Origin of the sequence: Micrococcus sp. HMSC067E09, assembly GCF_001812555.1 — a bacterium.
GTDB lineage: Bacteria > Actinomycetota > Actinomycetes > Actinomycetales > Micrococcaceae > Micrococcus > Micrococcus lylae.
Map to the genome: position 1 here is coordinate 114,312 of NZ_KV809417.1, position 26,455 is coordinate 140,766.

The 26,455-nt window shown below is 71.1% G+C and carries 28 protein-coding genes and 1 riboswitch; of the genes, 13 read left to right on the plus strand and 15 right to left on the minus strand.

The features are described 5' to 3' along the window. The first annotated feature begins 64 nt into the window (after nucleotides 1-64). The 3 genes from HMPREF2863_RS02280 (at nucleotide 65) to HMPREF2863_RS02290 (ending at nucleotide 2,968) form a co-directional block, all read left to right on the plus strand. A complete protein-coding gene (locus HMPREF2863_RS02280) occupies nucleotides 65-1,306 on the plus strand; it encodes a pyridoxal phosphate-dependent aminotransferase (protein ID WP_070637630.1) in 1,242 nt (413 codons plus the stop codon). A gap of 16 nt (nucleotides 1,307-1,322) precedes the next feature. Further along, entirely contained in the window at nucleotides 1,323-2,258 is a 936-nt protein-coding gene (locus tag HMPREF2863_RS02285) for a PPK2 family polyphosphate kinase (protein WP_070637789.1), read from the plus strand. A gap of 125 nt (nucleotides 2,259-2,383) precedes the next feature. Further along, nucleotides 2,384-2,968, plus strand: a complete 585-nt coding sequence (locus tag HMPREF2863_RS02290; RefSeq protein WP_067191755.1) for a type 1 glutamine amidotransferase domain-containing protein — start codon at nucleotides 2,384-2,386, stop codon at nucleotides 2,966-2,968. 114 nt (nucleotides 2,969-3,082) lie between these two features. Here HMPREF2863_RS02290 and HMPREF2863_RS02295 read toward each other — a convergent pair whose 3' ends face one another. Next, nucleotides 3,083-3,370 (minus strand): exodeoxyribonuclease VII small subunit, encoded by a 288-nt coding sequence (locus HMPREF2863_RS02295; protein WP_067191757.1) that lies wholly within the window; start codon nucleotides 3,368-3,370, stop codon nucleotides 3,083-3,085. Further along, complete coding sequence (xseA, locus tag HMPREF2863_RS02300; protein ID WP_070637632.1) at nucleotides 3,367-4,668, minus strand: exodeoxyribonuclease VII large subunit; 1,302 nt, start codon at nucleotides 4,666-4,668, stop codon at nucleotides 3,367-3,369. The genes HMPREF2863_RS02295 and xseA overlap by 4 nt, the downstream gene beginning before the upstream one ends. Nucleotides 4,669-4,770: 102 nt before the next feature. On the opposite strand from xseA, the gene HMPREF2863_RS02305 reads away from it, so the two are divergent. Then, the gene (locus HMPREF2863_RS02305) at nucleotides 4,771-5,811 is read left to right on the plus strand and encodes a hypothetical protein (RefSeq protein ID WP_070637635.1); all 1,041 of its coding nucleotides are present in this window, start codon (nucleotides 4,771-4,773) and stop codon (nucleotides 5,809-5,811) included. Between the two features lie 54 nt (nucleotides 5,812-5,865). Further along, a complete protein-coding gene (locus HMPREF2863_RS02310) occupies nucleotides 5,866-6,963 on the plus strand; it encodes a 4-hydroxy-3-methylbut-2-enyl diphosphate reductase (RefSeq protein ID WP_067191767.1) in 1,098 nt (365 codons plus the stop codon). 256 nt (nucleotides 6,964-7,219) lie between these two features. Here HMPREF2863_RS02310 and HMPREF2863_RS02315 read toward each other — a convergent pair whose 3' ends face one another. The 7 genes from HMPREF2863_RS02315 to HMPREF2863_RS02345 all read right to left on the minus strand — a co-directional run bounded on the left by HMPREF2863_RS02315 (nucleotide 7,220) and on the right by HMPREF2863_RS02345 (nucleotide 14,785). After that, a complete protein-coding gene (locus HMPREF2863_RS02315) occupies nucleotides 7,220-8,917 on the minus strand; it encodes an SLC13 family permease (protein WP_070637637.1) in 1,698 nt (565 codons plus the stop codon). A 156-nt stretch (nucleotides 8,918-9,073) separates the two neighbouring features. Next, nucleotides 9,074-10,330, minus strand: a complete 1,257-nt coding sequence (locus HMPREF2863_RS02320; RefSeq protein ID WP_067189410.1) for a DNA recombination protein RmuC — start codon at nucleotides 10,328-10,330, stop codon at nucleotides 9,074-9,076. 211 nt (nucleotides 10,331-10,541) lie between these two features. Continuing rightward, a complete protein-coding gene (locus HMPREF2863_RS02325; RefSeq protein ID WP_067189409.1) occupies nucleotides 10,542-11,162 on the minus strand; it encodes a response regulator transcription factor in 621 nt (206 codons plus the stop codon). Next, the gene (locus HMPREF2863_RS02330; protein ID WP_083315167.1) at nucleotides 11,159-12,358 is read right to left on the minus strand and encodes a histidine kinase; all 1,200 of its coding nucleotides are present in this window, start codon (nucleotides 12,356-12,358) and stop codon (nucleotides 11,159-11,161) included. Before HMPREF2863_RS02330 ends, HMPREF2863_RS02325 begins: the two co-directional genes overlap by 4 nt. After that, a complete protein-coding gene (locus HMPREF2863_RS02335; RefSeq protein WP_246828802.1) occupies nucleotides 12,355-13,170 on the minus strand; it encodes an ABC transporter permease in 816 nt (271 codons plus the stop codon). The genes HMPREF2863_RS02330 and HMPREF2863_RS02335 overlap by 4 nt, the downstream gene beginning before the upstream one ends. A gap of 32 nt (nucleotides 13,171-13,202) precedes the next feature. Continuing rightward, the gene (locus tag HMPREF2863_RS02340) at nucleotides 13,203-14,171 is read right to left on the minus strand and encodes an ABC transporter ATP-binding protein (protein WP_082739632.1); all 969 of its coding nucleotides are present in this window, start codon (nucleotides 14,169-14,171) and stop codon (nucleotides 13,203-13,205) included. A gap of 110 nt (nucleotides 14,172-14,281) precedes the next feature. Then, nucleotides 14,282-14,785, minus strand: a complete 504-nt coding sequence (locus HMPREF2863_RS02345; RefSeq protein WP_246828803.1) for a hypothetical protein — start codon at nucleotides 14,783-14,785, stop codon at nucleotides 14,282-14,284. A gap of 45 nt (nucleotides 14,786-14,830) precedes the next feature. Here HMPREF2863_RS02345 and ychF point away from each other — a divergent pair, with 45 nt between their 5' ends. From ychF to HMPREF2863_RS11380, 3 genes are read left to right on the plus strand one after another with little or no spacing between them, the layout of a single operon-like run. Next, entirely contained in the window at nucleotides 14,831-15,916 is a 1,086-nt protein-coding gene (ychF, locus tag HMPREF2863_RS02350; protein WP_067189405.1) for a redox-regulated ATPase YchF, read from the plus strand. Nucleotides 15,917-15,937: 21 nt separating this feature from the next. Further along, the gene (locus HMPREF2863_RS11375; protein ID WP_082739630.1) at nucleotides 15,938-16,219 is read left to right on the plus strand and encodes a type II toxin-antitoxin system Phd/YefM family antitoxin; all 282 of its coding nucleotides are present in this window, start codon (nucleotides 15,938-15,940) and stop codon (nucleotides 16,217-16,219) included. After that, a complete protein-coding gene (locus HMPREF2863_RS11380) occupies nucleotides 16,216-16,620 on the plus strand; it encodes a type II toxin-antitoxin system VapC family toxin (protein ID WP_082739628.1) in 405 nt (134 codons plus the stop codon). The genes HMPREF2863_RS11375 and HMPREF2863_RS11380 overlap by 4 nt, the downstream gene beginning before the upstream one ends. 316 nt (nucleotides 16,621-16,936) lie before the next feature. On the opposite strand, the gene HMPREF2863_RS02355 is transcribed toward HMPREF2863_RS11380, so the two are convergent. Both HMPREF2863_RS02355 and HMPREF2863_RS02360 read right to left on the minus strand, forming a co-directional pair. Next, a complete protein-coding gene (locus tag HMPREF2863_RS02355) occupies nucleotides 16,937-17,998 on the minus strand; it encodes a HAMP domain-containing sensor histidine kinase (protein WP_067189403.1) in 1,062 nt (353 codons plus the stop codon). Then, the gene (locus HMPREF2863_RS02360; RefSeq protein WP_067189416.1) at nucleotides 17,995-18,663 is read right to left on the minus strand and encodes a response regulator transcription factor; all 669 of its coding nucleotides are present in this window, start codon (nucleotides 18,661-18,663) and stop codon (nucleotides 17,995-17,997) included. Before HMPREF2863_RS02360 ends, HMPREF2863_RS02355 begins: the two co-directional genes overlap by 4 nt. A 94-nt stretch (nucleotides 18,664-18,757) precedes the next feature. Here HMPREF2863_RS02360 and HMPREF2863_RS02365 point away from each other — a divergent pair, with 94 nt between their 5' ends. Together HMPREF2863_RS02365 and HMPREF2863_RS02370 are read left to right on the plus strand one after the other, a co-directional pair. Then, nucleotides 18,758-19,645, plus strand: coding sequence for a DUF418 domain-containing protein (locus tag HMPREF2863_RS02365; protein WP_067189415.1), 888 nt, complete (start codon nucleotides 18,758-18,760; stop codon nucleotides 19,643-19,645). Next, nucleotides 19,626-20,510, plus strand: a complete 885-nt coding sequence (locus tag HMPREF2863_RS02370; RefSeq protein WP_067189401.1) for a trypsin-like serine protease — start codon at nucleotides 19,626-19,628, stop codon at nucleotides 20,508-20,510. Before HMPREF2863_RS02365 ends, HMPREF2863_RS02370 begins: the two co-directional genes overlap by 20 nt. 168 nt (nucleotides 20,511-20,678) lie before the next feature. Here the strand turns inward: HMPREF2863_RS02370 and HMPREF2863_RS02375 are convergent, their stop codons facing one another. Both HMPREF2863_RS02375 and HMPREF2863_RS02380 read right to left on the minus strand, forming a co-directional pair. Continuing rightward, entirely contained in the window at nucleotides 20,679-21,251 is a 573-nt protein-coding gene (locus HMPREF2863_RS02375; protein WP_067189399.1) for a hypothetical protein, read from the minus strand. After that, nucleotides 21,248-21,391 (minus strand): ribbon-helix-helix domain-containing protein, encoded by a 144-nt coding sequence (locus tag HMPREF2863_RS02380; protein ID WP_067189397.1) that lies wholly within the window; start codon nucleotides 21,389-21,391, stop codon nucleotides 21,248-21,250. The genes HMPREF2863_RS02375 and HMPREF2863_RS02380 overlap by 4 nt, the downstream gene beginning before the upstream one ends. A gap of 64 nt (nucleotides 21,392-21,455) precedes the next feature. Here HMPREF2863_RS02380 and galE point away from each other — a divergent pair, with 64 nt between their 5' ends. Further along, entirely contained in the window at nucleotides 21,456-22,505 is a 1,050-nt protein-coding gene (gene galE, locus HMPREF2863_RS02385) for a UDP-glucose 4-epimerase GalE (RefSeq protein WP_070637639.1), read from the plus strand. 47 nt (nucleotides 22,506-22,552) lie between these two features. On the opposite strand, the gene HMPREF2863_RS12000 is transcribed toward galE, so the two are convergent. Both HMPREF2863_RS12000 and HMPREF2863_RS02390 read right to left on the minus strand, forming a co-directional pair. Then, nucleotides 22,553-22,699, minus strand: a complete 147-nt coding sequence (locus HMPREF2863_RS12000; protein ID WP_168165749.1) for a hypothetical protein — start codon at nucleotides 22,697-22,699, stop codon at nucleotides 22,553-22,555. Nucleotides 22,700-22,763: 64 nt separating this feature from the next. Then, the gene (locus HMPREF2863_RS02390; protein WP_070637641.1) at nucleotides 22,764-24,062 is read right to left on the minus strand and encodes an acyl-CoA dehydrogenase family protein; all 1,299 of its coding nucleotides are present in this window, start codon (nucleotides 24,060-24,062) and stop codon (nucleotides 22,764-22,766) included. A gap of 287 nt (nucleotides 24,063-24,349) precedes the next feature. Beyond that, nucleotides 24,350-24,462: riboswitch (SAM riboswitch) on the plus strand. A gap of 7 nt (nucleotides 24,463-24,469) precedes the next feature. Between HMPREF2863_RS02390 and HMPREF2863_RS02395 the strand changes: the two genes are divergently transcribed. Both HMPREF2863_RS02395 and HMPREF2863_RS02400 read left to right on the plus strand, forming a co-directional pair. Beyond that, nucleotides 24,470-25,819 carry an O-acetylhomoserine aminocarboxypropyltransferase/cysteine synthase family protein gene (locus tag HMPREF2863_RS02395; protein ID WP_070637643.1) on the plus strand — a complete coding sequence of 450 codons (1,350 nt, stop codon included), beginning with the start codon at nucleotides 24,470-24,472 and terminating at the stop codon, nucleotides 25,817-25,819. 1 nt (nucleotide 25,820) lies between these two features. Further along, nucleotides 25,821-26,455, plus strand: a 635-nt coding sequence (locus tag HMPREF2863_RS02400) for an aminotransferase class I/II-fold pyridoxal phosphate-dependent enzyme (protein WP_141756347.1), incomplete at its 3' end; no start/stop codon positions are given.

The following is a 26,455-nucleotide window of genomic DNA, read 5'->3' on the forward strand; positions in this document are numbered from 1 at the left end:
GGCACTCGGGTTCAGGGCATGACACGTGCTGGGCGGACGGCCCGGCCGGTGGAAGGATGGGGGCATGTCTTCCACCGGTGACCCCCGTCAGATCCGCCAGTCCTCCAAGCTGCTGGACGTCCGCTATGACGTCCGCGGCCCCATCCTGGAGGAGGCCCAGCGGATGGAGGCCGCCGGCCACCGCATCATGAAGCTGAACATCGGCAACCCCGCCCCGTTCGGCTTCGAGGCCCCGGACGCCATCCTGCAGGGCATGATCCAGCACCTGCCGCACGCACAGGGCTACTCGGACTCCAAGGGCATCTACTCGGCCCGCACCGCGGTCTCCCAGTATTACGAGTCCCGCGGCATCCGGGGCATCGGCGTGGACGACGTGTTCATCGGCAACGGCGTGTCCGAGATGATCTCCATGGTCCTCACCGCGCTGCTGGACGACGGGGACGAGGTGCTGATCCCGTCCCCGGACTATCCGCTGTGGACGGGGGCGACCACCCTGGCCGGCGGCGTCGCCAAGCACTACCGGTGCGTGGAGGAGGAGGGCTGGCAGCCGGACCTCGAGCACATCGAGTCGCTGGTCACCGAGCGCACCAAGGGCCTGGTCCTGATCAACCCGAACAACCCCACGGGAGCCGTGTACTCCCGCGAGACCCTGCTGGGCATGGTCGAGATCTGCCGCCGCCACAACCTAGTGCTCATGGCGGACGAGATCTACGAGAAGATCACCTACGACGGCGCCAAGCACCTCAACGCCGCCGGCCTGTCCGACGACGTGCTCACCCTGACCTTCTCCGGCCTGTCCAAGGCCTACCGCGTGGCCGGCTACCGCTCCGGCTGGGTGGCCGTCTCCGGCCCGAAGCACCGCGCCAAGGACTTCCTGGACGGGCTGACGCTGCTGTCCAACATGCGCATGTGCGCCAACGTCCCGGCCCAGCACGCCGTGCAGGTCGCCCTCGGCGGCTACCAGACCATCGACGACCTGGTGCTGCCCGGAGGCCGCCTGCTGGAGCAGCGGAACCTGGCTCAGCGGCGACTGAACGACATCGAGGGCGTGAGCTGCCAGCCGGCCATGGGCGCCCTGTACCTGTTCCCGCGCCTGGACCCGGAGGTCTACGGGATCGAGGACGACGAGGGCTTCGTGCTGGACCTGCTGAAGGCCAAGAAGATCCTCGTCTCGCACGGCCGCGCCTTCAACTATGAGGACACCGACCACTTCCGTCTGGTCACCCTGCCCAGCGTGGAGGACCTCGGCATCGCCCTGGGCCGTCTCGAGGACTTCCTCGCGGACTGGCGTGAGCGCCGCGTGTGACCACCCGGGCCGAGAGATGCAGGGAGAGACCGTGGGCAAGAAGAAGGACGACAAGGCGGGACGACCCGCCCGCGCCACCGACGGCCATGGCGTCTTCGACGCCCCCGCGAGGGAGCTGTTCGCCGCCGGCCGCGGGGACGAGGTCCGGGGCCCGGCCGACGTCGACGCCGCCGCGACGCCCGGCTACGGCGGGGACAAGCCGAAGGGCAAGAAGGACCTGGCCGCGCGCGGCGGGGCGCTCGCGGACCTGCAGGAGCTGCTGTTCGCCCAGTCGGTGCGCGAGGCGCCCGTGGGGGAGGTGCCGTCCCTGCTGGTGATCCTGCAGGGCATGGACACCGCCGGCAAGGGCGGGATCATGCGCCACGTGATCGGGGCGATGGACCCGCAGGGCCTCCACCTGCACGCGTTCAAGGCGCCGACCCCGGAGGAGCGCGCCCACGACTTCCTGTGGCGCATCCGACCGCACCTGCCGCGGCCCGGCCTGGTCTCCGTGTTCGACCGCTCCCACTACGAGGACGTGCTCGTGCACCGCGTGCGCGGGCTCTCCCCGCTGGCCGAGGTGGAGGAGCGCTACGGGGCGATCCGCGAGTTCGAGGCGGCCGTGCGTGCCGCCGGGACGCGGATCGTCAAGGTGATGCTGCGGATCTCGCCGGAGGAGCAGGCCGAGCGCCTGCTGGCCCGCCTGGACGACCCCACGAAGCACTGGAAGTTCAGCGAGGGCGACCTCGACGACCGCGCGTACTGGGACCAGTACACGGACGCGTACCGGATCGCGATCGAGCGGACGGACACCGAGGACGCACCGTGGTTCATCGTGCCGGCGGACCGCAAGTGGTTCGCGCGGCTGGCGGTGCAGCAGCTGATCATCGAGACCCTGCAGGGGATGGGGCTGGACTGGCCGGAGGCGGACTTCGACGTCGCGGCGGCCCGCCGTCGGCTGCTGGCGGGCTGAGCGCCGCCGTCGCGGTGGGCGGGGCCGTGGTGGTCGGACCTTGCCAAGCCCGGGGTCGCGGTGAGTGGATGGGGAGACACCGGGCGCCGCAGAGGCGCGCCGGACCCGATCCGAAAGGTGGACTCATGACTGAGAACGCTGCCCAGAACGCCCCGCTGACCGGCAAGACCGTCGCGTTCCTCGCGACCGACGGTGTCGAGCAGGTCGAGCTGACCTCCCCGTGGGAGGCCGTGATCGCCGCCGGCGCGACCCCCGTGCTCGTCTCCCCGAAGTCCGGCACCATCACCGCGATGAAGTCCGACTGGGATCACGGCGAGTCCTTCGAGGTGAACACGACGGTGAAGGACGCCAAGGCCGAGGACTTCCACGGCCTCGTGATGCCGGGCGGCACCCTGAACGCGGACGCCCTGCGCATCGACAAGGACGCCCAGGCGTTCGTGCGTGCCTTCTTCGAGCAGCACAAGCCGGTGGCGGCCATCTGCCACGCCCCGTGGACCCTGATCGAGGCCGGCGTCGTGGACGGCCGCCGTCTGACCAGCTACGCGTCCCTGGAGACCGACCTGAAGAACGCGGGCGCCCAGTGGGTGGACGAGGAGGTCGTCGTGGACAACGGGCTGACCACTTCGCGCAGCCCGGAGGACCTCGACGCCTTCAACGCCAAGCTCGTGGAGGAGCTGGGCGAGGGCAAGCACGAGGACCAGACCGCCTGACCGACGTCGGGCGCGAGCCGCGTGGGGGCGGGGGCCGATGGCCCCCGCCCCCGCCGTTTCCCGAACGATAGCGCCGCGGAGGCCGCCGTTTCCCGAACGAAAGTGGGGGCGGGGTCAGTCGGCGTCGGGGTCGGCCTCGCCGCGCACCTGGTCGAGGCGGGCGCGGGCGCCGTCGAGCCAGGCCTGGCAGCGGTCGGCCAGCGCCTCCCCGCGCTCCCACAGGGCCAGGGATTCCTCGAGGCCAGCGCCACCGGCCTCCAGCCTCCCCACGGTCTCCACCAGCTCGGCCCGCGCCTGCTCGTAGCTCATCCGGGCCACGTCCGAGACGTCTGCGGAGGTGAAGCCCTCCACGCCGCTGGGGCGGCCCGCGTCCTGCGTCTGCTCCATGCCCTGCTCACTCATGCCTGTCGTTTCCTCTCCTGGGATGGGGTCGGGGTGGTCCGATGCGTCGCGACGACGTCTGCGGCGATCCGCCCGGCCGCCACGAGGATGTCGAGCCGGTCGTCCGAGGCGACCTGGTCCGCGTCACGCACGACATGCCCGGCGTGCTGGACCACCGCGTAGCCGCGGTCCAGCGTGTGCTGCGGGGACAGGGCGCGGACGCGGGCGCGCAGCTGCGTGAGGGCGTCCTCCTCGCGGACGAGCCGGTGGCCCAGGGCGGACCGGCCGCGCTCGCGCCACCGGTCCGTCTCCTCCTGCCGGGTGTCCACCATCACGTGCGGGCGGGCCAGCACGGGCCGGGATCGCAGGGCCGAGAGCCCCTCGGCCTCGGTGCGCACGCGTCGCTCGACGGCCGCGGCCAGCCGCAGGCGCGCATCCGCGAGTCCCGCGGCCTCCTGGGCTGCGTCCGGGACGATCCGCTTGGCCGCGTCCGTGGGCGTGGAAGCGCGCAGGTCGGCGACGTCGTCGAGGACCGGGCGGTCCGCTTCGTGGCCGATCGCCGAGACGACGGGCGTGCGCGCCGCTGCCACGGCGCGCACCAGCGCCTCGTCCGAGAAGGGGAGCACGACCTCCTCGAGCGCGCCGCCGCCGCGGGCGATGACGATGACGTCCACGGCCGGGTCGGCGTCGAGCTCGGCGAGCGCGGCGGCCACCTGCCGAGGAGCCTCGGCACCCTGCACCGTGACCTCACGGATCTCGAACTCGGCGCCGGGCCAACGCAGCAGGGTGTTGCGCAGCACGTCCTTCTTCGCGTCTGAGTCCCGGCCGGTGATGAGCCCGATCCGGTGGGGGAGCAGAGGCAGGGGCCGTTTGCGCGCGGGGGAGGTCAGCCCCTCCTCGGCGAGGACCCGGCGCAGCAGCTCCACGCGGGCCAGCAGATCGCCGAGGCCGACCGGGCGCATCTCGTGCACGTTCATGGACAGGCGCCCCGCCTTGAGCCAGAAGCTCGGTTTCACGCGCGCCACCACCCGGGAGCCCTGCTGGACGGTCCCGTCCAGGGTCATGGCGACGTTCCGCCAAGCGGTGAGCGGCAGGGAGACCTCCTCCTCGAGGTCCCGCATGGTCATGTAGACGTTGCCGCGGTTGTTCTTGAACTCGATGAGCTGGCCCTCGATCCACGTGGCGGGGGCGCGCTCGATGTGGGCCTTGAGGTTCTTGGAGAGCCGGGCCAGCGGCCAGGGGTTGTCCGGGGACGTGTCTGCGGCGCGTTCGGGCACGGCGGCCGGGCCGTCGCCGGCGAGGTCCGGGATCTGCTCCATGCGTCTGCCTCCGCTCTGTTGGGTCTCGTCCTGACTATCAGTACCCTGGGACACGGTAGCGCGGGTGTGGAGGTCACCCGGCCGAACCCGAAGAGGAGCCGCGTGGCCCGTCGTATCGTGTCCCTGCTGCTGGCTGTCCTGGCCGGCCTCGCCGGCGTACTCGCCGTCGTCGGTGCCGCCGTCGACCAGGCGATCCGCGAACCCGAGCTGACCCACACCGCCGTGGACCGCGTCATGGAGGATCCGGACGTGGAGGACGCCGCCCCCCGCTTCGTGCTGGACCTGGTGGAGGCGGCCCTGCCGCGGGAGATCTCCCTGGTGGCCGGCGACCTGATCCGGGAGGTCACCGACCACAGCACCGGTGCCGCGCTGGAGGACGAGCGCGTCCGTGCGGGAGTGCTCGAGTCCGCCGAGCAGGCCCGTGCGGACTGGGCGGACCGGCTCGACGCCGGCGAGGTGCAGTCCGGCAGCGACTCCGATGCAGGCACGCTGACCGTCCCGCTCGGCCCGGTCGTCTCCCACGTGGGCGTCGGCCTGGTGGACGACCTCGCCGACGGCACCGCCGACCTGCTCGGCAACGACGACGGCTCGCTCGTCGTCCCCGGAGGCAGCATGTTCGGTGTGGAGATGCCGGAGACGGACCTGGCCGTCCTGTTCGACCGCGCCCGGGACGGGATCCGCGAGTTCGCCGGGCAGGACCGGCTCTCCGTGCTCGTCCACGTGGGCGGAGACGACGCCCTCGTCTCGGTCTCCTCGTCCCTCGCCGATGCCCCCGCGCTGATGCGGGCCTCGGCCCACTGGGTCTGGGCCGCGGTCGCCGCCGCGGTGCTCGGCCTGGCCGCCGTGATCCTCGGCCCCGGCCGGTGGCGCGGCATCGCGATCGCCGTGGTCGGTCTGCTGCTGGTCGGCGGGGGACTGGCGATCCCTGAGGCGGTGGCCTCCCCGGATCTGGTCCGCCTCTCCGTCCCGGAGGACGCCCCGCGCTCCCTGGCCGATCTCACCGAGGCCGTCGACGGGGTCGTGCGGTCCGCGGTGGCCGACTCCTTCGGCCCGAGCACGACGGGACTGCTGTTCGGAGGGGGAGCGGCCGTCGTCGTGGGTCTGCTGTGGGCGGCGCTCGCCGAGCGGCGCCGGCGTTCCTGACGGCCACGGCAGGGGCCGCCCCGTCCGGTGGACCTGACCGATAGAGTGGTGGGCATGTCCACCCCCACCACTGCATCCGCCCCCGTCTCCGTCGGCCTCGGCATGCCTCATGTGCCTCGCGTGCGCCGCAGCCGCGAGGAGATCGAGGCCGCCGCACCCGTCGCCGGCAACAAGCGTGTCCTGCTCGCCGCCCCGCGCGGCTACTGCGCCGGCGTGGACCGTGCCGTGATCGCCGTGGAGAAGGCCCTCGAGGTCCATGGCGCCCCGGTCTACGTGCGCAAGGAGATCGTGCACAATCGCCATGTGGTGGACTCGCTGTCCGAGCGCGGCGTGGTGTTCGTCTCCGAGCTGGACGAGGTGCCCGAGGGTGCCGTCACCGTCTTCTCCGCCCACGGCGTGTCCCCGGCCGTGGTGGCGGACGCCGCGCAGCGGAACCTGCAGACCATCGACGCCACCTGCCCGCTGGTGACCAAGGTGCACCGCGAGGCCGTGCGCTTCGCCAAGCAGGACAAGCAGATCCTGCTGATCGGCCACGAGGGCCACGAGGAGGTCGAGGGCACCTACGGCGAGGCCCCGGAGCACACCATCGTCGTCAACGACGTGGAGGAGGCCCGCACCGTCCAGGTCGAGGACCCGGACAACCTGATCTGGCTATCCCAGACCACCCTGTCCGTGGACGAGACCCTGGAGATCGTCTCCGTGCTGCGCGAGCGCTTCCCGAACCTCCAGGACCCGCCGTCGGACGACATCTGCTACGCCACCTCCAACCGGCAGGCCGCGGTGAAGGTCATCTCCCCGGAGGTGGACCTGATGATCGTGGTCGGCTCGGCGAACTCCTCCAACTCGGTGCGCCTGAAGGAGGTCTCCCTCGAATACGGTGCCGCCCGCGCCGAGCGCGTGGACTTCGCACACCAGGTGGACGAGTCCTGGTTCGAGGGCGTGGCCACCGTGGGCCTGACCTCCGGTGCGTCCGTGCCGGAGGTGCTGGTCCAGGACGTCCTGGCGCTCCTGGCGGACTACGGCTACGCGGACGTGGACGAGGTGGTCACCGCGGAGGAGGACATCATGTTCTCCCTGCCCAAGGAGCTGCGCGCCGAGTTGAAGCGGATCGGGGACGAGGACCGCAACCTCGGAGGACGCCGCCGCGACTGAGCGGGGCCGCCATCGGCGAGCCAGAAGGTTTGGCACGGTCCCAGCGGCGAGCCAGAAGGTTTGGCTGGTTGATGGTGGCTTGAAGTGACCAGTTCTTCTGGTTCGGTGCCTCGGTGGCGAGCCAGAAGGTTTGGCTGGTTGGCCGTGGTGTGAAGTGGCCAGTTCTTCTGGTTCGGCGCCGCCGTTTCTTCTGGTTCGTAAGTTCGGCGCCGGCGCGTTCGTGCCCCGGGGAGCGCCGCCCCGGGGCACGGTGGCGTCAGTAGGTGAGGCCGAAGACCCAGACGAGCAGGGTCATGGAGGCGGCGATGATGAGCACGGTCGCGATCAGGTTGATCCAGACGCCGCCCTTCACCATCTGGCCCACGGTCACGTAGCCGGAGCCGAAGGCGATGGCGTTCGGCGGGGTGGCGACCGGGAGCATGAACGCGCAGGTGGCGGCGAGGGCCACCGGGGCGCACAGCATCAGCGGGTCGATGCCGGTGCCCATGGCCACGCCGGAGGCGACCGGGAGGAACGTCGCGGCGGTGGCGGTGTTCGAGGTCATCTCGGTCAGGAGCAGGATGCCGACGGCCGCGACGGCCACCAGGACGATCACCGGGATGCCGCCGAGGCCGGCCACCTGTTCGCCGATCCACTCGGACAGGCCGGAGTCGCTGAACTGCTTGGACAGGGCCAGACCGCCGCCGAAGAGGAGCAGCACGCCCCACGGCAGCTGGATGGCGGACTCCCAGTCCAGCAGGCGCACGCCGCGCTGGGCGTCGCCGCCGGCGGGCAGCAGGAAGAGCAGGATGCCGACGGCGATGGCGATGCCGGCGTCTGCGATCGGGGCGGAGTCCAGGCCCAGGACGTACTCGGACACCAGCGGCACGGCCACCCAGGCCAGGGCGGCGAGGACGAACAGGGCAAGCACGCGCCTTTCGCCGGAGGACATGGGGCCGAGCTTGGCCTTCTCCTCCCGGATGAGGTCCTGTCCTCCCTCGATCTGATCGATCTCCGGCCGGAAGAGGAGCTTGGTGAGCACGAACCAGCAGGCGACCATGAGCAGGATCGCCACCGGCATGCCGACGAGCATCCACTGGGCGAAGCCGATGTTCACATCGTGGGTCTCGCGCATGAAGCCGGCGAGCAGGGTGTTCGGCGGGGTGCCGATCAGCGTGCCGAGGGAGCCGATGGACGCGGCGTAGGCGATGCCGAGCATCAGGGCGGTGCCGAAGTTGGACTTGGTCAGCTTCTGGAGCTGCTGGTCGTCCATCTCGGCCGGGTCCTGTTCGAGCTCCTCGTCGGAGAGGTCCGCCTCGACGGCCTCGGCCTCGGCGCCGGTGGCGTACCGCTGCACCAGCATGAGCACGGAGATGCCGATGGGGAGCATCATCACGGCGGTGGCGGTGTTGGACACCCACATGGAGAGGAAGCCGGTGGCGATCATGAAGCCGGCGATGAGGTTCGCGGTCTTCGACCCCATGGTGGCGAGCACGGACAGCGCGATGCGGCGGTGCAGGTTCCAGCGCTGCATGGCCAGGGCCAGCATGAAGCCGCCCATGAAGAGGAAGATCGTGTCCGCGCCGTAGGAGGCACCGACGGCGGAGACGGACACTCCTTCGCCCTCCGGGGTCTCCGCGGCGGGGACGAACACGGGGAAGAGCACCAGCGGCAGCAGCGAGGTGGCCGGGATCGGGATAGCCTCGGTCATCCACCAGATCGCCATGAGCACGGCGGTGCCGGCGATCAGGCGCGGCCACACGCCGATGTCCGCCGGCATGAGGAAGAAGAGCAGCAGGCCGAGGGCGGGGCCGAGCAGGAGGCCGATGATGCGGTTGCGGACGGTGCCCCCGGGGACGGCCTCGGCGCGCATGCCGGGCGAGAGCTCCTGGGCGAAGTCCTTGGCCCTGGTATGGGGATCGTATTTCTTGAGGTGGTCACCGTGGACGGTGGACCGTGGCGACGAGGATGACATGGCCACTCCTTTGTGCAGTCAGGCGGGGTGCCCTGGCGGTGTCGGCGGAGGGCATGTGGTCCTCCTGTGACGTTCCTGCCCACAAGGTAACAGCGCGACAGCCGGGAATGTGCTCTGTGTCACGCGTTTCGGTCCTGCCTGTCCAGCCCGTGCGGGTCAGCGCCGCCCGTCGGACTCCTGGCCCTCAGTGCCGTCCGGCCAGAGCTCGCCCTGCTGCGCGGTGAGCTCGGGCGCGGAGAGCGGGCGGGGCAGCTGTTCCACCGGCGCGGCGCCGGAGAGCGGGGGCTCCAGCTGCGGGTCCAGCTCCTGGATCCGCCGTGCGGACGGCAGCACCCGGCTCTCCAGGGTGCCGAGCAGGCGGTTGTAGTGCTCCACGGACTTGCCGAGGGAGGAGCCCAGTTTCGTCAGGTGGCCGGCGAGGGTGCCGAGACGGTCGTAGAGCTGCCGGGCGGCGGCCACCACCTCGTGCGCGTCCTCGGCGATGCGCTCCTGCCGCCAGGCGTGCGCCACGGACTTCAGGGCCGTCAGCAGGGACACCGGAGCCACGAGGGCCACCCCGCGGGAGAAGGCGTGGTCCAGCAGGCCGGGGTCCTCCTCGAGTGCGGTGGCCAGCAGGGACTCTGAAGGGAGGAAGCACAGGACCAGCTCCGGGCTCTCGTCCAGCCCTGACCAGTAGGACTTCTGGGCGAGCGCGTCCACGTGGCGGCGCACGGCCGCGGCGTGGCTGGCTCGCAGCTGTTCCCGGCGTTCGCGGGCCTGGTCGTCGTGTTCGTCCGCCAGGTGCTGGGCGGCCACGCCGTCTGCGGCAGGGGCCTTGGCGTCCACGGCCAGGGCCTTTCCGCCGGGCAGGTGCACCAGCAGGTCCGGGCGCAGTCGCTGCCCGTCGGCGCCTGAGAGCGTGACCTGCTCGGAGAAGTCCGTGTGCGCCACCATCCCCGCGGCCTCCACCACGCGGCGCAGCTGCACCTCGCCCCAGTGGCCGCGTGCGGTGGTGGACCGCAGGGTGGAGAGCAGCTCGGTGGTCCGGTGCATCAGCGCCGAGTCCGTCCGCGCCGCCTGGCGCAGCTGCTCCCCGAGTGCGGCGAACTGGTCCACGCGGTCCCGTTCCAGCACGGCCACCTGTTCCTGGAGGTGGCGCATGCGCTCGCCCATCGGCGCCAGGGCCTTGAGCACGTCCGCGTCCCGCCGGCGGGCGTCCTCCTGTTCCTGCCGGCCCTGCTCGAGCATCCGTACGGACGTCTCCGCGCGGGCGAGCCGTTCGCGGGCCTGCGCGGCCTCGTCCGCGGCGCGCTCGGAGCGACGGCGCAACTCCTCCTCACGCAGGCGGGCACGGGAGGAGAGCAGCCAGGCGGCCAGCCCGGCGCCGAGTACCAGGCCCAGGCCGAGGCCCAGGATCAGGGAGAAGACGTCCATGCATCCCAGGGTGCCACCCGTGGCGGACAGGGTAGGCCGTCGTCGCCGGTCAGGGCCGCCGCGCCCCTTCGGGCCCCGGGCGGCGCAGCGGGCCCCGGGCCGCCGCGACCCTCCGGCCTCGGGCCGCCGCGCCCCTCCGGCTTCCGTCCCCCGGCCGCCGCGCCCCTCCGGTCCCGGGCCTCCGCGCCCCTTCGGGCCCGGGCCCGGGACCTCAGAGCCAGCCGCGGTCTCGTGCCACGGCGGCGGCCTCGGCGCGGGTGGAGGTGTGCGTCTTGCCGATGGCGCTGGAGAGGTGGTTGCGCACGGTGCCGGGGGACAGGTGCAGGGTGGCGGCGATCTCCCGCACCGGCGAGCCGTCCAGGGCGGCGCGGAGCACGTCCCGCTCGCGGCCGGTGAGGGGGCTGCCGCCCAGGGAGAGGGTCTCGGCCGCCAGCGAGGGGTCCACCACGCGCTGCCCCCGGGACACGCGGCGGACGGCGTCGGCGAGCTCCTCTGCCGGCACGTCCTTCACCACGAACCCGTCCGCGCCGGCCTCCAGGGCGCGGGAGAGGTAGCCGGGGCGGCCGAACGTGGTGACGATCAGCGCCCGGCAGGCGAGCCCGGACGCCTTCAGCGCCGCGGCGGCCTCGATCCCGTCCACGCCCGGCATCTCGACGTCCAGCAGGGCCACGTCCGCTGCGTGTTCGCGGGCCAGGTCCACCACCGCGGCGCCGGAGTCGGTCTGGGCGACGACCTCCATGTCCGGCTCCAGGTCCAGCAGCGCGGCGAGGCCGGCGCGGACCAGGGACTGGTCGTCCGCCAGCAGCAGGCGCAGCGGGGCGTCGGTGTTCACAGCGTGACCTCCACTCGGGTGCCGGGACGCTCGGTGCCCAGATGCTCCGGGCGCACCTCCAGTGTGCCTCCGGCGGCCCGGGCCCGGGCCCGCAGCCCGGCCAGGCCGGTGCCGCGGCGGCGTGACGACGACGGCTCGCTCGCCTCACCGGGGCCGCTCACCGGGACGGGGCCGTCCGGTCCGACGCCGTCGTCCACCACCGTCAGACGGTCGGCGGCGAGGGTGATGCGCACGCGCGCGGCGCCGGAGTGGCGGACCGCGTTGGTGACGGCCTCGCGCAGGGTCCAGGCGAACAGTTCGGCGGCCTGTGCGGGCACCTGCGCGACGGCTTCGATGCCGGGGACCTCCGCGCGGATGCCCGCGTCCGAGAGCACGCGGCGGGCGCCGGCGAGCTCGGTGGCCAGCTGTGGGGCGGACAGCCCGTCCACGGTGGAGCGGACCTCGCCGATCGCCGAGCGGGTCAGCGTGACGATCTGCTCGGCCTCCGCCTTGGCCCGGGCCGGGTCCACGTCGATCAGGCGGGTGACCAGCTGGGCCTTCACATGGACGGCGGTGAGGGAGTGGCCGAGGACGTCGTGGACGTCCCGGGCGAGCTCTTCCCGCTGGCGGGACAGGTCCAGTTCGTGGCGGACGGCCGTCATGGCATCCTCGCTGTCCGAGGCCAGGCGCACCGCCACGATCACGGCGGTGGCCACCAGGATGGAGCCGGTGAGCCAGATCCGCGGCTCACCGTCGGTGAACAGCAAGGCCAGCACCACGCCGGCTGCGGCGATGACGGCGACGGCCGTCAGTGCGGTGCGGCGGCGCTGCGAGAACACCCAGACGGCCGCGAAGTAGGGGACCACGTTGATCGCGGCCGAGCCGGCGGTGGTGGCGAACAGGGCGGTGACGAGCACGAGCGCCAGGGTGTAGAGGCCGGTGTTCGCCGGACGGGGCCAGGACGGGACGGGGTCCGGGACGATGAACGAGACGAGGTACACCGCGGTGAACAGGACACCGGAGCCGACGGCGACCGCGGCGCCGGCGGCGTCCCCGGCCTGGATCCGCGCGACCGTCACCGAGGCGACCGCCATGAGCAGGAAGACGAGCCAGACGCCGGCGAAGCCGAGGACGGCACCCCACTCCTCGCGCGGCAGGACGCGGGAGCGGGGCACAGCGTCCACGGTGTCCGCCGGGTCGGGATGGCCGTTGTTCATCGGGTGGTCCTCCGCCGGTTCGCGAGCAGGCAGATCCCCAGCAAGACGAGCGTCCAGACCGTGACGCTGAGCACGGCGGCCCACAGGGGGTCCGTGGTGACGCTGCCGTCTGTGGCGACGACCTTGCCCTCCATCATGGGCCACCGGGCCAGGACGCCGGGGCCGTAGAGCGGGGTGAAGCGGCCGATGTCCAGCAACAGGCCGTTGAGCGGCATGAACAGGTTGCCCAGGAAGCTGAACACCACGAGCATGCCGGAGGCGGCGCCCACGGCGGCTTCGGAGCGGAACAGCAGGGCCGCGGCGAGGCCGTAGAAGGCGAACGGCACGGCGGCCAGCAGGGTCAGGCCGGCGGAGGCGGCCCAGCGCCAGGCCCCGTCCAGCTCCGCGCCGGTGGCGGCGCCGACGGCGTAGATCAGCGCCACCGGTAGCACGGCGACGCAGACGGCGACGATCGCCTTGCCGAGCATGTAGGCGGTGCCGGACAGGGCCGTCAGGGACAGCTGGCGGCCCCAGCCGAGCTGGCGTTCCACTGCGGCCGAGCCGGCGATGGCGGTGGTGGCGGTGACGGCACCGTACAGGGCCATCGAGAGCATCGTGTGGGCGACCATGTTGCCGTTGCCGACCTGTGCGTCCCCCCATTCGGCCAGCGCGCCGAACATGAGGAACAGGGCCGTGGGAAGCACGGCGATGAAGAAGACGGACTCAACCAACTTCAGCTGGCGGATCAGGTCGTGGCCGACGAAGGAGGCCAGGCGGGCGCCTGGTCCGCGGGGTGAGGACAGGGCGGCGTCGGAGCCGGCGGCGGCGGTCATGGGGAGATCCTTTCCGTGCGGTGCGGGCGGATTCAGGCGGTGAGGTCCAGGAAGACGCGGTCGAGGGTGGCGCGCTCGACCTCGACGTCGTGGCCGAGGCCCTCGGTGAGCAGGGCGGCGACGAGGCGGTCGGAGGCCTCCGGGCCGTCGATGACGGAGAAGGCGACGCGGTCACCGGAAGCGGCGGGGCCGTCGTCGGGAAGGGCGATGCCCAGGCGGGCGGCGACCTCGGCGGGGGAGCCGGAGCCGGCCCACCGGCAGGAGACGGTGCGCGGCGCGCCCTCCGTCAGCTCGTGGACGGTGCCGGAGGTGTGGATGCGCCCCTGACGCATCAGGACGATGCGGTCGGCGAAGTCGGCGGCCTCCTGCAGGTAGTGGGTGGCGAAGACGACTGTGCGGCCACGGTCCGCCTCGGCGTGCATGGCGTCCCAGAACTCGGCCCGGGCGCCGACGTCCATCCCGGCGGTGGGCTCGTCCAGGACGAGCAGCTCCGGGTCGGTGAGCAGGGCGAGGCCGAAGCGCAGGCGCTGTTTCTCGCCGCCGGAGCACTTCTTCACCGGGCGGGAGGCGAGCGGGCCGAGCTGGGCACGCTCGATCACGTCCGTGACCGGGAGGTGGCGGCGGTGGCAGCCGGCGACGTAGCGCAGGGTCTGTGCGACGGTGAGGTCCTCGAGGAGGGCTCCGGTCTGGAGGACGGCGCCGACCCGGCCGTCGGCGACGGCACGGCGCGGGCTGCCACCGAACACCTCGAGGGCGCCGGAGGACGGGCGGGTGAAGCCCAGGACCATGTCCAGGAAGGTGGTCTTGCCGGCGCCGTTCGGGCCGAGCAGGGCCATCACCTCGCCGCGCGGGACGGTGAGGTCGACGCCGTCCACGGCGCGGACCTTCCCGAAGTGCTTCTGCACGTTCGCAGCGGAGACGGCGAGATCGGAGCCTGCGGTGTCAGGGGCGGAGGTCTCGGGGGCTGAGGTCTGCTGTGTGGTCTGCTGTGTGCTGCTCATGGCACCAGCCTGATTCACCAGGGGTGCCAGGAGAACTGCTGGGTGTCAGCAGGTGGACATGACGGATGTCATGGGTGCCCGGCTGTCATGGGTGCCCGGCGGGCGGCGGCTCACGCGAGCGGGTTCGGCCCGTTGGCCACCAGAGTCGGCTCGCCCAGGGCCTTCGGTGCGATCCCCTCCTCGGCGTGCCCCACGTCATGCGGGACCACCAGCCGCACGGACACGTCCTGCCCGGCCTCGAACGACTCCACGAAGTAGGCGGGCGTGAGGCCTTCGTCCGTCTGGACACCGCCGTCGAAGACGGCCACTGCGCGTGCCGGACGCGGTTCGATCCGTCCGACGAACCCTGCGGCGTCCTCCGGCGTCAGGTCCGGCTCGGTCCACATGCCGCGCATGCCCTCCGCGGTGACGGCCAGGACGGTGGGCTGCAGGTCCTGTCCCCGGCCCAGCAGGTCCAGGCCGTGCTCCACGGCCAGGTCGATGAGCGGGGCCATCGCGGCGGAGAAGCCGACCACCTGCTCGGCCGGGACGCCCTCGGAGGGCGGGGTGCCGTCGGAAGGCGGGGTGCCGTCGTCGGGAAGCGGGCTGCCGGTGGGGGAGGCGCTCGGGTTCACAGGGACCACGCTACCCGTCCCGGCGCGCCGGTAGGATGGTCCACCGTGGCACTGACTATCGGATTCGTGGGACTGCCCAATGTGGGCAAGTCGACCCTGTTCAACGCACTCACCCGCCAGAGCGTCCTCGCGGCGAACTACCCGTTCGCGACGATCGAGCCGAACGTGGGCGTGGTGAACCTGCCGGACGAGCGCCTGCCGCAGCTGGCCGAGATCTTCGGCTCCGAGCGGATCCTGCCGGCCACGGTGTCCTTCGTGGACATCGCGGGCATCGTGAAGGGCGCCTCCGAGGGCGAGGGGCTGGGCAACCAGTTCCTGGCGAACATCCGTGAGGCCCACGCGATCGCCCAGGTGGTGCGCGCCTTCGAGGACGGCGACGTGGTGCACGTGGACGGCACGGTGAACCCGGCCTCGGACATGGAGACCATCAACACCGAGCTGATCATCGCGGACCTGCAGACTGTGGAGAAGGCGATCCCGCGCATCGAGAAGGAGGTCAAGGGCAAGAAGCGCACCCAGGCCGAGCTGGACGCGCTGAAGGCCGCCCAGGCCGTCCTCGAGCGCGGGGACACCATCTTCACCGGCGTGACGAAGGACGGGCTGGAGCTGGAGCACCTGCGCGAGCTCAACCTGCTCACCGCCAAGCCCTTCATCTACGTGTTCAACTCGGACGAGGGTGTGCTGGGGGACGAGGCCAGGCAGGCCGAGCTGCGGGAGCTCGTGGCCCCGGCGCAGGCCGTGTTCCTGGACGCCAAGCTCGAGTCCGAGCTCGTGGACCTCTCCGCCGAGGAGGCCGCCGAGATGCTGGAGATGGCAGGACAGGAGGAGTCCGGCCTGGACCAGCTGGCCCGCGTGGGCTTCTCCACCCTCGGCCTGCAGACCTACCTGACCGCGGGGCCGAAGGAGACGCGCGCCTGGACCATCCCCGTCGGTGCGACCGCTCCGGAGGCCGCCGGCGTGATCCACACCGACTTCCAGCGCGGCTTCATCAAGGCAGAGATCGTGAGCTTCGACGATCTGATCGCTGCGGGGTCTATGGCGGAGGCGAAGGCTGCCGGCAAGGTCCGTATGGAGGGGAAGGAGTACGTCATGCGGGATGGGGACGTGGTGGAGTTCCGGTTCAACGTGTAGCACGGGTGCTACGATCGGTGCATGAGTACGGCTGAAGCGCACAGCGAGAGCCTCTCGCAGCGCGAGTTGCGCAACGAATCTGGGCGCGTGCTGCGTGAGGTGAGCGAGGGGCATTCGTTTGTGCTGACCAATCGCGGTATCCCCGTCGGGCGCATCGTTCCGCTCGATGCCCCGTCGTCCGCGCTACGCATCTCGCGACCGGCCAAGCGAGTCGGTGGTTGGTCCGATCTGAAGCCTCAGCCGACTGACCGCGATCGGCCGATGAACCGAATCCTCGACGATCTGCGGGGCGATCGGGTGTGAGTACCGCTCCGCTGGTGTATGTCGATACGTCCGCGCTCGGCGCACTGCTTGTTGCTCAGCCCGAGACTCAAGAGCTAGTGAACTGGCTTGATCGCGAGGATGCGCGCCTTGTCTCGAGTGATCTTCTGGAGACCGAACTGCGTCGCATGGCTGTCCGGGAAGGTCGGGGCCAGTCGAAAGTGAGCGCACTCTTGGAGGGCGTGTCGTTGGCGGCTCTCGACCGTGCAACGTATCGATCCGCAGGCTTCCTGCCGATGCAGTATCTGCGTGCTCTCGATGCCTTGCATCTGGAGGCTGCCATTCGCCTTGATGCTGATGCTGTCTTGACCTATGACCGTCGGCTTGGGGAAGCGGCGGAGACGGCTGGGCTCGGTGTCATCTCCCCGGGTGCCGTTGGGTGATCCGAGTGAACGGATTCGTGGTCCGCGCGCGTTCATTCGTTGCGGCGAACTATCCGCAGGCAGATGCGGCATTCCTCGGGGCAGTGCGGCCACTGGACATGCGACTGCATCTTCGGATATTGCTGGGCCAGTGCACTGCGGTCTGGCGTTTGACAAAGCCTGCCGCCTAACCTTGACACGGCCAATGTGTCGATAGAAGCGCAAGATTTCGACGTATTCTTCTGATGTGGCGATGACGGCTTCGACGTCTGGGGCCACGAACTGCGGGAGACGGAGCCGATCGAGCTGATTTTCGACGAGGGAGACGAGTAAGGGGTCAGAAGTGCGCCGCGTCACAGCTCGTCCAAGCAGGTAGGCGTAGCGTCGCCGCGAGCCCACCTCCATCGCGCGGCGTGAGCTCCAACGAACCGCCGTGGGCCTTCGCAATGGCGTCGACGAGTGCCAGACCCAGACCGTGGCCGGCACCTGCGGTCCGCTGGGACCGGGCGAAAGGCTCGACCCAGGTACGGATCTCGGCCGTGTCCAAGGCAGGGCCACCGGATTCCACGACGATCTCCGCATGCTGGCCCACCTTGGTCAGGGTCAACGACGCGTCCTCACCGTGGGTGATCCCATTGCGCACCAAATTCTCCACCGCCTGGCGCACCAGGGCCGGGGAGGCAGTGACCGTGACCGGCTCGGCTGCCACCGGCACGCCCTGCCCGCGCGTGATGTCACGGCACAGCGCAGCCAAATTCATCTCCTGTCTGTCGCGGACGTCCACGTTCGCCAGCTGCAGCAACGCGGTTATGGTCTCCGCGGCCCGCGCGTTCACCTCGCGAATCCGGCCCAAGGTCTCCCGCAGCGGCACGTCGTCGCCGCCGGCCAGCGCCACATCTGCCATCGTCTGAATCGTCGCGATCGGCGTCTTCAGCTCGTGAGAGGCATTCGACGCGAAACGGCGTTGCCGCTCGAGGGCATCCGCCAGCTCGTCGAGCATCGCATTGAGCGCAGCCGCCAGTTCACCCACCTCATCCGCGGGCCCCTCGTGGCTGATCCGAGCGCTCAGGTCACCGCGGGTCACGGTCGCAGCGTCGTGTGCGATCTCCCGCAGCGGTTTGATCACCAGACCGGCCACGAACCAACCGATCAGTCCGGCGACTGCGGTCAGCAGCGCCAGAGCAGCCGCGGAAGCCAGCAGCACGCGGCGCAGAATCTCATCGGTGATCGGCACTGCCCCGTCAATCACCAGGCCGTCATCCGGGGTGGGGATCTGGGCCAGAAACGGCACCGGGGTGAGCTTCAAATAGGCGTACACCAGCCCGATCAGCGCCAGGCCCACGCCCAGGGTGGTGGCCACGAACATCACCGTGATGCGCGCGCGCAGACTCAGTTTCACCGCGGCACCTCTGCCACGTAGTAACCAGAGCCTGCCACGGTGTGCACGATGCGCGGTTCGCCCAGCTTCTTGCGCAGGTGTGAGACCGTCACGCGCGGGGAGTTCGTGAAGGGGTCGGCGTTCTCATCCCAGGCCTCCGCGAGCAGGTCCTCCGTGGAGATCACCGCGCCGGCTGCCCCCATGAGCACTTCCAGTACCGCGAACTCCTTCGGGCTGAGTGAAACGTGTGCACCGCCTCGGGTGACCTCCCGGCGGGAGGTGTCCAGTCGTACGTTGCCGCAGCGGTAGATCTCGCCGCGCACCGGCAGGTTGCGCTTGGCCAGCGCGGCAACCCGCGCGATCAGCTCCGGGAGCTCGAAAGGCTTGGGAAGGTAGTCGTCCGCGCCGAGGTCGAAGCCCGTCAGCCGGTCGTCGAGCGTCCCCGAGGCGGTCAACATGATCACCCTCGTGGCCGGGTGGGTATCGACGACCCAGCGGCAGATGTCGTCGCCGTGGATGCCCGGCAGGTCCCGGTCCAGCACGAGGACATCGGGGCGGATCTCGTTGATGAGCGAGCGCGCAGCCGCACCGTCATAGGCCGCGTCAGCTTCCATGTTCGCGCCGTTCAGCGCGGTGCAGATGGCATCGGCCAGGTAGCTTTCGTCATCGACGACGAGAACACGGATCGTCATGGCATCGAGCGTAACTGCCTGCCTGTCGCGACGACGGCTCTTCGTACGTTTACGCTCTCGCAACATCGGGGTGCGTAGCGTCCTGGCCGTGCAGAACCGAAACGTTGGTGTCGACGTTGCGCGGGCCGTGGCGCTCGTCGGCATGATGACCGCGCACCTGACCTTCCTTGACGGCTTGGCCGTACAGGTGCTCTACGGCTTCCCGGCCGCGCTCTTCGCATTCATCTCCGGGGTGTCGATGGGCTACATGCGGGCGCGCCCCGCCCAGTTCATCGTGCGCGGGCTGTGCCTGATCGGCATGCACTTCGCACTCGCCCCGTTCGCCGGGCAAGTGTTTGTGGTGCTCGGCACCATCGGACTCTGCATGGCGTTGCTCGCCTGGGCACCGCGCTGGAGCTCGCCGGTGCTCCTGTGGCTGGCCTGTGTCCTGGCCTTCGGCTCGGCGGTGCTGGCCTCCGGATCAGTGGTGCTGATTGCCGCGTTCTGGCCTTACTCGCCAGTGATGTGGGCGACGCTGATGGTCGCCGGAATGCTGTTCCAAAGGCACATGGTCGCCCCCAGGCGCCTCGTTCTCGGCTTCGTGGTCGGGATGGGGTTATTCGTCGTGAATCTTGCGTTGCGCTGGTACATCCAGCTGCCGGGGTTCTTTGACGCCAACGGCCACACCGGAGGCCTTGGCGATGTCGTGGGCAGCATCGGGGCGTCGGTGGGTATGTGCTCGCTGTGCTGCCTGCTGCAGCGCTGGTTCGGCTGGCTCGCGCCACTGGGTCGCATGCCACTGACCGTGTACTGCCTCCATGTGCTCACAGCCGATTGGCTCGCGCCGACATGGTTCGGCATCTGGGTCAGCCTGGCCGGCGCCATCGTCATCTCTTTTGTCTGGCTTGCGGTGTTTGCGCGTGGCCCCGTCGAAACGCTGCTTCGCCGCATCATCGCGGTCGTTGGAAAGGAAGAGAATGAAGAAGTTCGCCGTTAGCTCCGTCGCCGGAGTGATCGCAGCAGTCACGCTCAGCGCTGGGCCTGCTTATGCACTGCAGAGCACAACCTTCGCGGAGGACACCGAGGAAGCCAAGCCGGTTGTCTCCGTGCGTGTCGATGACTCCGACCCGGATGACGGAGTGTGCACCGGAACCGCGATTGATCCCCACTGGGTGATCACCGCCCGCCACTGCGTTGATGCCGCGGCCAAGCCAGGGGGCTCCGTGCGAATCGGCCAGGGGGATCAGCAGCAGGTGTACCAGGTCGATCGCCACGAGATCGCCCCTCGTGGGGATATCGCCCTGCTGCACACCGAGCAGGAGATGGCCCTGGAGCAATTCGCCGAGGTGGCAGACGAGGTGCCCACCGGGGATGTGAATATTTACGGCTGGTCCTCCGACGGTTCGGGTGGCTCCACCAAGCTGCCCTCTGCCCGTGCCGAGATCCGTGGGGAGTCGCCGCTTGCACTCTTCGATGCACCCAAGGCCCTTGAGGTCGCACTGAAGGGCGGCGCACGCATTCAGCCGGGCGATTCCGGGGGTGCGATCTTTGCCGACGGCAAGGTCGCCGCCATCATGTCCGCCGGGCTCTTCGAAGACCCGGACAATCCGACCGAGGAGGAGATGACCTCCAATGCCGCTGTCGCAGTGGCGCCGGTGGCCGATCAGTTTGACTGGATCCGCGGGGTTATTGGCGGAACTGATGCGACGGAGACCGGGGAGGCATCCGAACAAGGCGATGCTGCGGCCGAGGCGCCCTCCGAAGGCTCTGCGGGGATCTGGGGCACCGTGGGCATTGGTGCGGGCGTGGTCGTCCTGGCAGCAGCCGGGGTGTGGTTGCTGCTGCGCCGCCGCGCCGCCTAGCTGCTCTGACCACGGAGGTTGGGTACGTGGGGGCCGGGCCGAAGGAGGCCCGTCGTTGGACGATCAGGCCGGCCCCGGAGCGCTTCCGGGGCCGGCCGTTGTGCGCCACCGGTGATGGCGTTCGCCGGGAAGGAGGTGGGTCTTCACGGTCTGTCGCGGATCGCCGGCTCAGTCCTCCTCGTGTCGCGTGTACCCGTAGGTGTCGGTCTGGGTCTCGTTGATCCAGATCTCAGCCTCCTGGCGGGGATCGTCGGGGTGTTCCACGCGCAGGGTCCGGCCGTAGGCCTCATCCACCAGGGCCACACGGAACCCGGCCCCCTCCAGCGGCTCCTTCAAGGACCCCACATCCGCGGCCTCAAAGGCCATCACCGTGGACTCCTCTCGGCCGATGTGGACGCCCACGATCCCGTCGCCGACCAGGTCCGCCCAGTCGCCGCTGTCCGAGGTGAGCCGCCTCTGCAGCCCCTGGCCCGCGAGTATCTGTGCGGTCTTCTCGACTTGCGGCGTGCACAGCAGTGGGGCCACCTGCACGGCGCCGCTCTTCACCGGCAGCTCGCCTCGGACCTCCTCGAGGCCGAACTCCACGCCGGGGGAGTCTCCGGAGGCGACCGAGAGCCGACCGCCGGCGAACTCGGCCAGGTGAGTGCCGTCGTCGTGCGTGGACACCGAGGCGCCGAGCGCCTTCAGCAGGGCGATCCACCGCTCCGGGTTCGGGGTGGTGATGACGGGGTGCACGATCATGACTGCTCCTTCTCCAGGTACTGGGTCAGCGCCTTCTCCACGAGCGCGGACAGGCTGGTGTTCTCATCCACGGCGCGGTGCTTCACCCGGGTGACGAGCTCGCGCGGCAGATAGACGTTGAACTGGGACTTCTCGGTCATGGGTAGGATGCTAGCACTCTAGGTGATGGGGTGGGCGCGCAGGCCAGTCGATAGAATCTGCCCCATGCGCGTACTTGTCACCGGTGGCGCCGGATTCCTTGGCTCCCACACCGTCAGTGTCCTGCTCGACGCCGGTCACGATGTCCTCGTGCTCGACAGCCCGGTCTCGAGCACGATTGTTCCCCTGGAGCGAGTGGCGGAGCTGGCTGGTGTGACGTTCGGAGGACCGCGCCTCAGGTTTCACAGAGCCGACGTACGTGAGCCCGTGTCCTACAGGGAGGCCGTGCTGGAATTCGGCCCGGATGCCGTCGTCCACTTCGCCGGACTGAAATCGCCTACGGAGTCACTTGCCGATCCAGCGTCGTATTACATGGTGAACGTTGCCGGTACCGCCGCCGTCGCCCAGGTCGCTAATGCAGCAGGTGTGCGCGCCTTCCTCTTCTCCTCCTCCGCCACGGTGTACGGGGATGAAGCGCCGGTGCCGGTGGGGGAGGATGCCGCTGTCGCGCCGGTCACGCCCTATGGGCACTCCAAGCTCATGGCGGAGCAGGTGCTCCGGGACATGCACGAGGCGGAGCGTCGTATGGGGGTGGCAGTGCTGCGCTACTTCAACCCCGTCGGCGCGCATCCCTCCGGTCGTCTCGGGGAGGACCCGCAGGGCGTTCCCGCCAACCTGATGCCGTTCGTGGCGCGAGTCGCCGGCGGGCGATACGAGAAACTGAACGTCTTCGGCGCCGACTTCGCCACGCGTGACGGCAGCGCCGTGCGGGACTTCATCCACGTCATGGACCTGGCCGAGGCCCACGTGGCCACCCTTGAATGGATGGTGGCCAGGCCCGGGGAAGAGGTCGGGGTGCGAGTCTGGAACATCGGCCGCGGCGAAGGGGTGACGGTCTTCGAGATGATTCAGGCGTTCGAACGCGTCACCGGTCGCCCGGTGCCGTTCCAGGTCGTCGAGCGCCGACCCGGTGACATCGCTGCGTCATGCGCGTCTGTGGATGCCATCGCTGAGACCGTGGGGTGGCGGGCTTGCCGTGACACCGACGCCATGGTGCGCGATCTCTGGGCATGGCAACAGGCCAATCCATCGGGCTACGCGGGGGACTCTCACTGACGCAGAGACGCCCCACGGAGCCGCGCGGCCGTTCGCTGTGGGGAACGTCAGTCCTGGGCCATGTGCTCCAGCGCGGGCGCGATGACGTCCATCGCCGCATCGATCTGCCGTGCGGCAGTCGCCATGGCCTCTGGGCCCCGCTTGTAGGGGTACTGCACCGCGTCCGCCGGGTCGGTGGAGCGGTGCGACCACATCGGCGACCGTCTTCCTCGGCGTGGCACCGGGTCCCCGGGACCCGGTGCCACGACGTCCTGGGTGTCAGCCGCCCAGGCGGTAGTGGCGCTCGAGCGGCGTGCCGTTGACGGCGCGGTCGCCGAGCAGCCGGGCGCGGTAGATCAGCGGGTTGTGGCTGGCGAGCACCCGCGCATTGCGCCAGTGCCGGTCCAGCCCCCGCGTGCGCAGCGTCGCGGAGGCCCCGCCCACCTCGAACAGGCGGGTCGCCGCGTCGAGGGCGGTCCGGGCGATCACCTGCTGGGCCGCGTAGACGGCGGTGTACACCGCGTCCACCTCGGCCTCGGCCAGGGGCGCGCCCGCGGCCTCGGCCCGCAGCGCCCGGTCCAGGGGCCCGACGACGGCGTCGAGCGCCGCCTGCGCCCCGAACGCGGCGGCCTCCAGCTCGCCCACCACCTGCAGCACCTGCGGATCGTCACCGGGCCGCGGGGCTGCACCGTGGGAGAAGCCGCGCGTGCGCCCGGCCACATAGGCCGCCGCGTCGCGCACCACGGCGCGGGCGATGCCCGTCAGGCCCGCCAGGTGGACGAACTGGAAGATCGCCTGCGAGGCGAAGATGGACGAGCCGTCGTCCAGGGACTGGCCCACCGGCGTGAGCTCGTCCGGATCCACCACCACGTCGGTGAACTCCGTGGTTCCCGAGGCGGACAGCCGCTGGCCGAATCCGTCCCAGTCGTCGTGCAGGGTCACTCCGGGGGCGTCCGAGCGCACGGTCGCCGCGCGCTCGGCGCCGTCCTCGTCCTCGACGACGACGATCGTCCAGTCCGCGTACAGCGTCCCGGTGGAATAGGCCTTGCGACCGTTGACCACCGCCGAGCCGTCCGGACGCGTCGTCAGGCGGGTCTCGTAGTGGCCGGTGCGGTTGCCGATCTCCGTGGTCCCGTTTGCGACCGTCTCACCCGTGACGAAGCGGTGCAGCCACCGCTCGCGGCGGGCACCGGCCGGCGAGCCGAGCACCGTCTCCACGTTCACCACGTGCACTCGCAGGGCCTGCAGCACGTTCGAGTCGGCCTCGGCGAGCTCCACGTACAGGCGTGCGGCCTCCGGGAACGTCAGCCCGGCCCCGCCCGCGTCCTCGGGCACGCGCAGCCCCGGGAAGCCGGCGGCGGCGAGGCGGTCCGTGGCCTCGCGATCGGTCACGCGTTCGCGGTCCCGCTCGGCGGCGGTCTCGGCGAGCCAGGCGAACACGGGCGCCAACCGTGCGCGGGCGGCGAGGAACTGGGGCCGGTCGGCCGGGTGCGCGGTGGTCGGCACCCCCGCGTCGGTGGTCCCGGCGTCGGCGGGACGGGTGGTCGTGTCGGTGCGGTCGAGGACGGGAGTGGTCATGGGCGGTCCTTCCGTGGGTGGGTGGGCCGACCGTAGGCATCCGGGCCGGGCCCGTCCCAGCCCGCCGACGGGTGGCGTCACGCGCCGGTTCCCGCCGCTGGCCGACGGAGTCGGCACCGCCGGCATGACGGGCACCGGCGGCAGGTCCGTCACAGCGGGTCACCCGGGCCTCGCCGCACCTGCGGAGCGCACCGGCAGGTTCCGGATGGCGGCGGGTCCGCCCTTGTGACGCGCTGACCGGACCTCCGCTGGACTCGCGGCGGCCCCGCCGCGTGGGATGGGCTCACCACCCATCCAGAGCGGCCGAGAGATCTGGCTCGACGACGCCGCAGCAACCAGCCCGCCGACCCCGGACTCACGGGAACGGCAGGCCCGGTGCTACCGCCAGGAACGATGGAGGAGAGCAGATGCCCCGTCATGCCACACAACAAGTCCACGCCGGCTACGAGCCCGCCGCGCCCCACCGGCCGGTCGTCCCGCCCATCCACCAGACCACGGCGTTCCGTTTCCCGGACCACGCCACGGCGGCATCGATGTTCCGGCTCGAGACCCCCGGCTTCACCTACAGCCGTACGGGCAACCCGACCGTCGCGGTGTTCGAGAACCGCCTCGCCGCGCTGGAGGGCGGCATCGGCGCGATCGCCACGGCCACCGGCCAGGCCGCCGTCGCGCTGTCCCTGCTGGCGCTGCTGCAGGGCGGCAAGCACCTGGTCGCCTCCAGCCGGCTGTACGGGGGCACCGTCGACCTGCTGACGGACACGTTCGCGGACTTCGGCATCGAGGTCACCTTCGCGGACCCGGCGGACCCGCCCGCGTGGGCCGCCGCGGTCCGGCCCGACACCCGCGCGTTCTTCCTCGAGGCCATCACCAACCCGCTCGCCACCCTCCCGGACCTGCCCGCGCTCGGGGACCTCGCCCACGCGGCCGGCGTGCCCGTGGTGGTGGACAGCACCCTCGCGACGCCGGCCCTCTACCGGCCGCTGGAGCACGGCGCCGACGTCGTCGTGCACTCGGCCACCAAGTTCCTCGGCGGGCACGGCGCGGTGCTCGGCGGCGCGATCGTGGACGGCGGCACGTTCGACTACGGCGCGGCGCCCGACCGGTGGCCGCAGCTGGCCCGGCCCAAGGCCCGCTACGGCGGTCAGACTCTGGTCGAGCGGCACGGACGCGGCGCCTACCTGACGCTGGCCCGCAGCAAGTTCCTGCACGACCTCGGCCCCACCCTCGCCCCCGCGAGCGCGGCGCAGTTCATCCAGGGGCTCGAGACGCTCGACCTGCGTGTGGCCCGCCACACCGCCACCGCCCTGGCCGTGGCCGAACACCTGGCCGGGCACCCCGCCGTCGCGCGGGTGCACCACCCCGGCGTGGCCGGGCATCCCAGCGCTGCGCTGGCCGCCCGCGACTTCCCGGACGGCGTCGGCTCGGTGTTCTCCTTCGACCTGGCCTGCGGCCCCGAGACGGTGGCTCCGTTCCTCGACGCGCTCGAGCTGTTCCAACTGGTGGTCAACGTCGGCGACGCCCGGTCCCTCGTCTCCCACCCGGCGACCATGACGCACTGTCGCCTGACGCGGCAGCAGCGCGAGGCCGCCGGGATCGCCGAGACCACCGTCCGGCTCTCCATCGGGCTGGAGTGTCCCGACGACCTGATCGCAGACCTGGACCGTGCCCTGGCCGCGGTGTCCGCCGCCGGGCCGGCCGTCCCCGCCACCACGCCCGCCGTCCCCGAGGCCACCGCCGTCACCCAGGAGGTGCGCTGAGATGACCGCCGTCCACCACACCACCCGCTCCGTCTCCCGTCCCGCCGTCCGCGGCTTCACCACCACCGCCGTGCACGCCGGCCAGGAGCCCGACCCGCTGACCGGCGCCGTGGTGCCGCCGATCTACCAGACCAGCACCTTCGTGCAGGATGGCATCAACGTGCTGCGCGCCGGGCACGAGTACAGCCGCGGCTCCAACCCGACCCGGAACGGCTTCGAGACCCAGCTCGCCGCCCTCGAGCACGGCGACCGGGCGTTCGCGTTCGCCTCCGGGCTCGCCGCCGAGGACGCCCTCCTGCGGGCCGTGCTGCGCCCCGGCGACCACATCGTGCTGGGCGGCGACGGCTACGGCGGCACCCACCGCCTCATCACCACCGTCCTCGAGCCGTGGGGCGTGTCCAACACCCCCGTGGACATCACCGACCCCACGGCGGTCGCCGCCGCCGTCCGCCCCGGCCGCACCGCGCTGCTGTGGGTGGAGACGCCGTCCAACCCGCTGCTCGGCATCGCGGACCTGGCCGCCTGGGCGCAGATCGCCCACGACGCCGGCGCGCTGCTGGTCGTGGACAACACGTTCGCCTCGCCCTACCTCCAGCGGCCCCTCGACCTCGGCGCGGACGTGGTGGTGCACTCCAC

Excerpts from the sequence above, each read along its gene's own strand:
- HMPREF2863_RS02335 (WP_246828802.1), bottom strand. The coding sequence starts at position 13,170 with ATGACCGCCGCCGCCGGCTCCGACGCCGCCCTGTCCTCACCCCGCGGA.
- HMPREF2863_RS02380 (WP_067189397.1), bottom strand. The coding sequence starts at position 21,391 with ATGACCGAGAAGTCCCAGTTCAACGTCTATCTGCCGCGCGAGCTCGTC.
- xseA (WP_070637632.1), bottom strand. The coding sequence starts at position 4,668 with ATGGAGCAGATCCCGGACCTCGCCGGCGACGGCCCGGCCGCCGTGCCC.
- HMPREF2863_RS02295 (WP_067191757.1), bottom strand. The coding sequence starts at position 3,370 with ATGAGTGAGCAGGGCATGGAGCAGACGCAGGACGCGGGCCGCCCCAGC.
- HMPREF2863_RS02290 (WP_067191755.1), top strand. The coding sequence starts at position 2,384 with ATGACTGAGAACGCTGCCCAGAACGCCCCGCTGACCGGCAAGACCGTC.
- HMPREF2863_RS02370 (WP_067189401.1), top strand. The coding sequence starts at position 19,626 with ATGAAGAAGTTCGCCGTTAGCTCCGTCGCCGGAGTGATCGCAGCAGTC.
- HMPREF2863_RS02280 (WP_070637630.1), top strand. The coding sequence starts at position 65 with ATGTCTTCCACCGGTGACCCCCGTCAGATCCGCCAGTCCTCCAAGCTG.
- HMPREF2863_RS02395 (WP_070637643.1), top strand. The coding sequence starts at position 24,470 with ATGCCCCGTCATGCCACACAACAAGTCCACGCCGGCTACGAGCCCGCC.
- HMPREF2863_RS02330 (WP_083315167.1), bottom strand. The coding sequence starts at position 12,358 with ATGAACAACGGCCATCCCGACCCGGCGGACACCGTGGACGCTGTGCCC.
- HMPREF2863_RS02315 (WP_070637637.1), bottom strand. The coding sequence starts at position 8,917 with ATGTCATCCTCGTCGCCACGGTCCACCGTCCACGGTGACCACCTCAAG.
- HMPREF2863_RS12000 (WP_168165749.1), bottom strand. The coding sequence starts at position 22,699 with ATGTGGTCGCACCGCTCCACCGACCCGGCGGACGCGGTGCAGTACCCC.
- HMPREF2863_RS02320 (WP_067189410.1), bottom strand. The coding sequence starts at position 10,330 with ATGGACGTCTTCTCCCTGATCCTGGGCCTCGGCCTGGGCCTGGTACTC.
- galE (WP_070637639.1), top strand. The coding sequence starts at position 21,456 with ATGCGCGTACTTGTCACCGGTGGCGCCGGATTCCTTGGCTCCCACACC.
- HMPREF2863_RS02310 (WP_067191767.1), top strand. The coding sequence starts at position 5,866 with ATGTCCACCCCCACCACTGCATCCGCCCCCGTCTCCGTCGGCCTCGGC.
- HMPREF2863_RS02375 (WP_067189399.1), bottom strand. The coding sequence starts at position 21,251 with ATGATCGTGCACCCCGTCATCACCACCCCGAACCCGGAGCGGTGGATC.
- HMPREF2863_RS02285 (WP_070637789.1), top strand. The coding sequence starts at position 1,323 with ATGCAGGGAGAGACCGTGGGCAAGAAGAAGGACGACAAGGCGGGACGA.
- HMPREF2863_RS11375 (WP_082739630.1), top strand. The coding sequence starts at position 15,938 with ATGAGTACGGCTGAAGCGCACAGCGAGAGCCTCTCGCAGCGCGAGTTG.
- HMPREF2863_RS02340 (WP_082739632.1), bottom strand. The coding sequence starts at position 14,171 with ATGAGCAGCACACAGCAGACCACACAGCAGACCTCAGCCCCCGAGACC.
- HMPREF2863_RS02390 (WP_070637641.1), bottom strand. The coding sequence starts at position 24,062 with ATGACCACTCCCGTCCTCGACCGCACCGACACGACCACCCGTCCCGCC.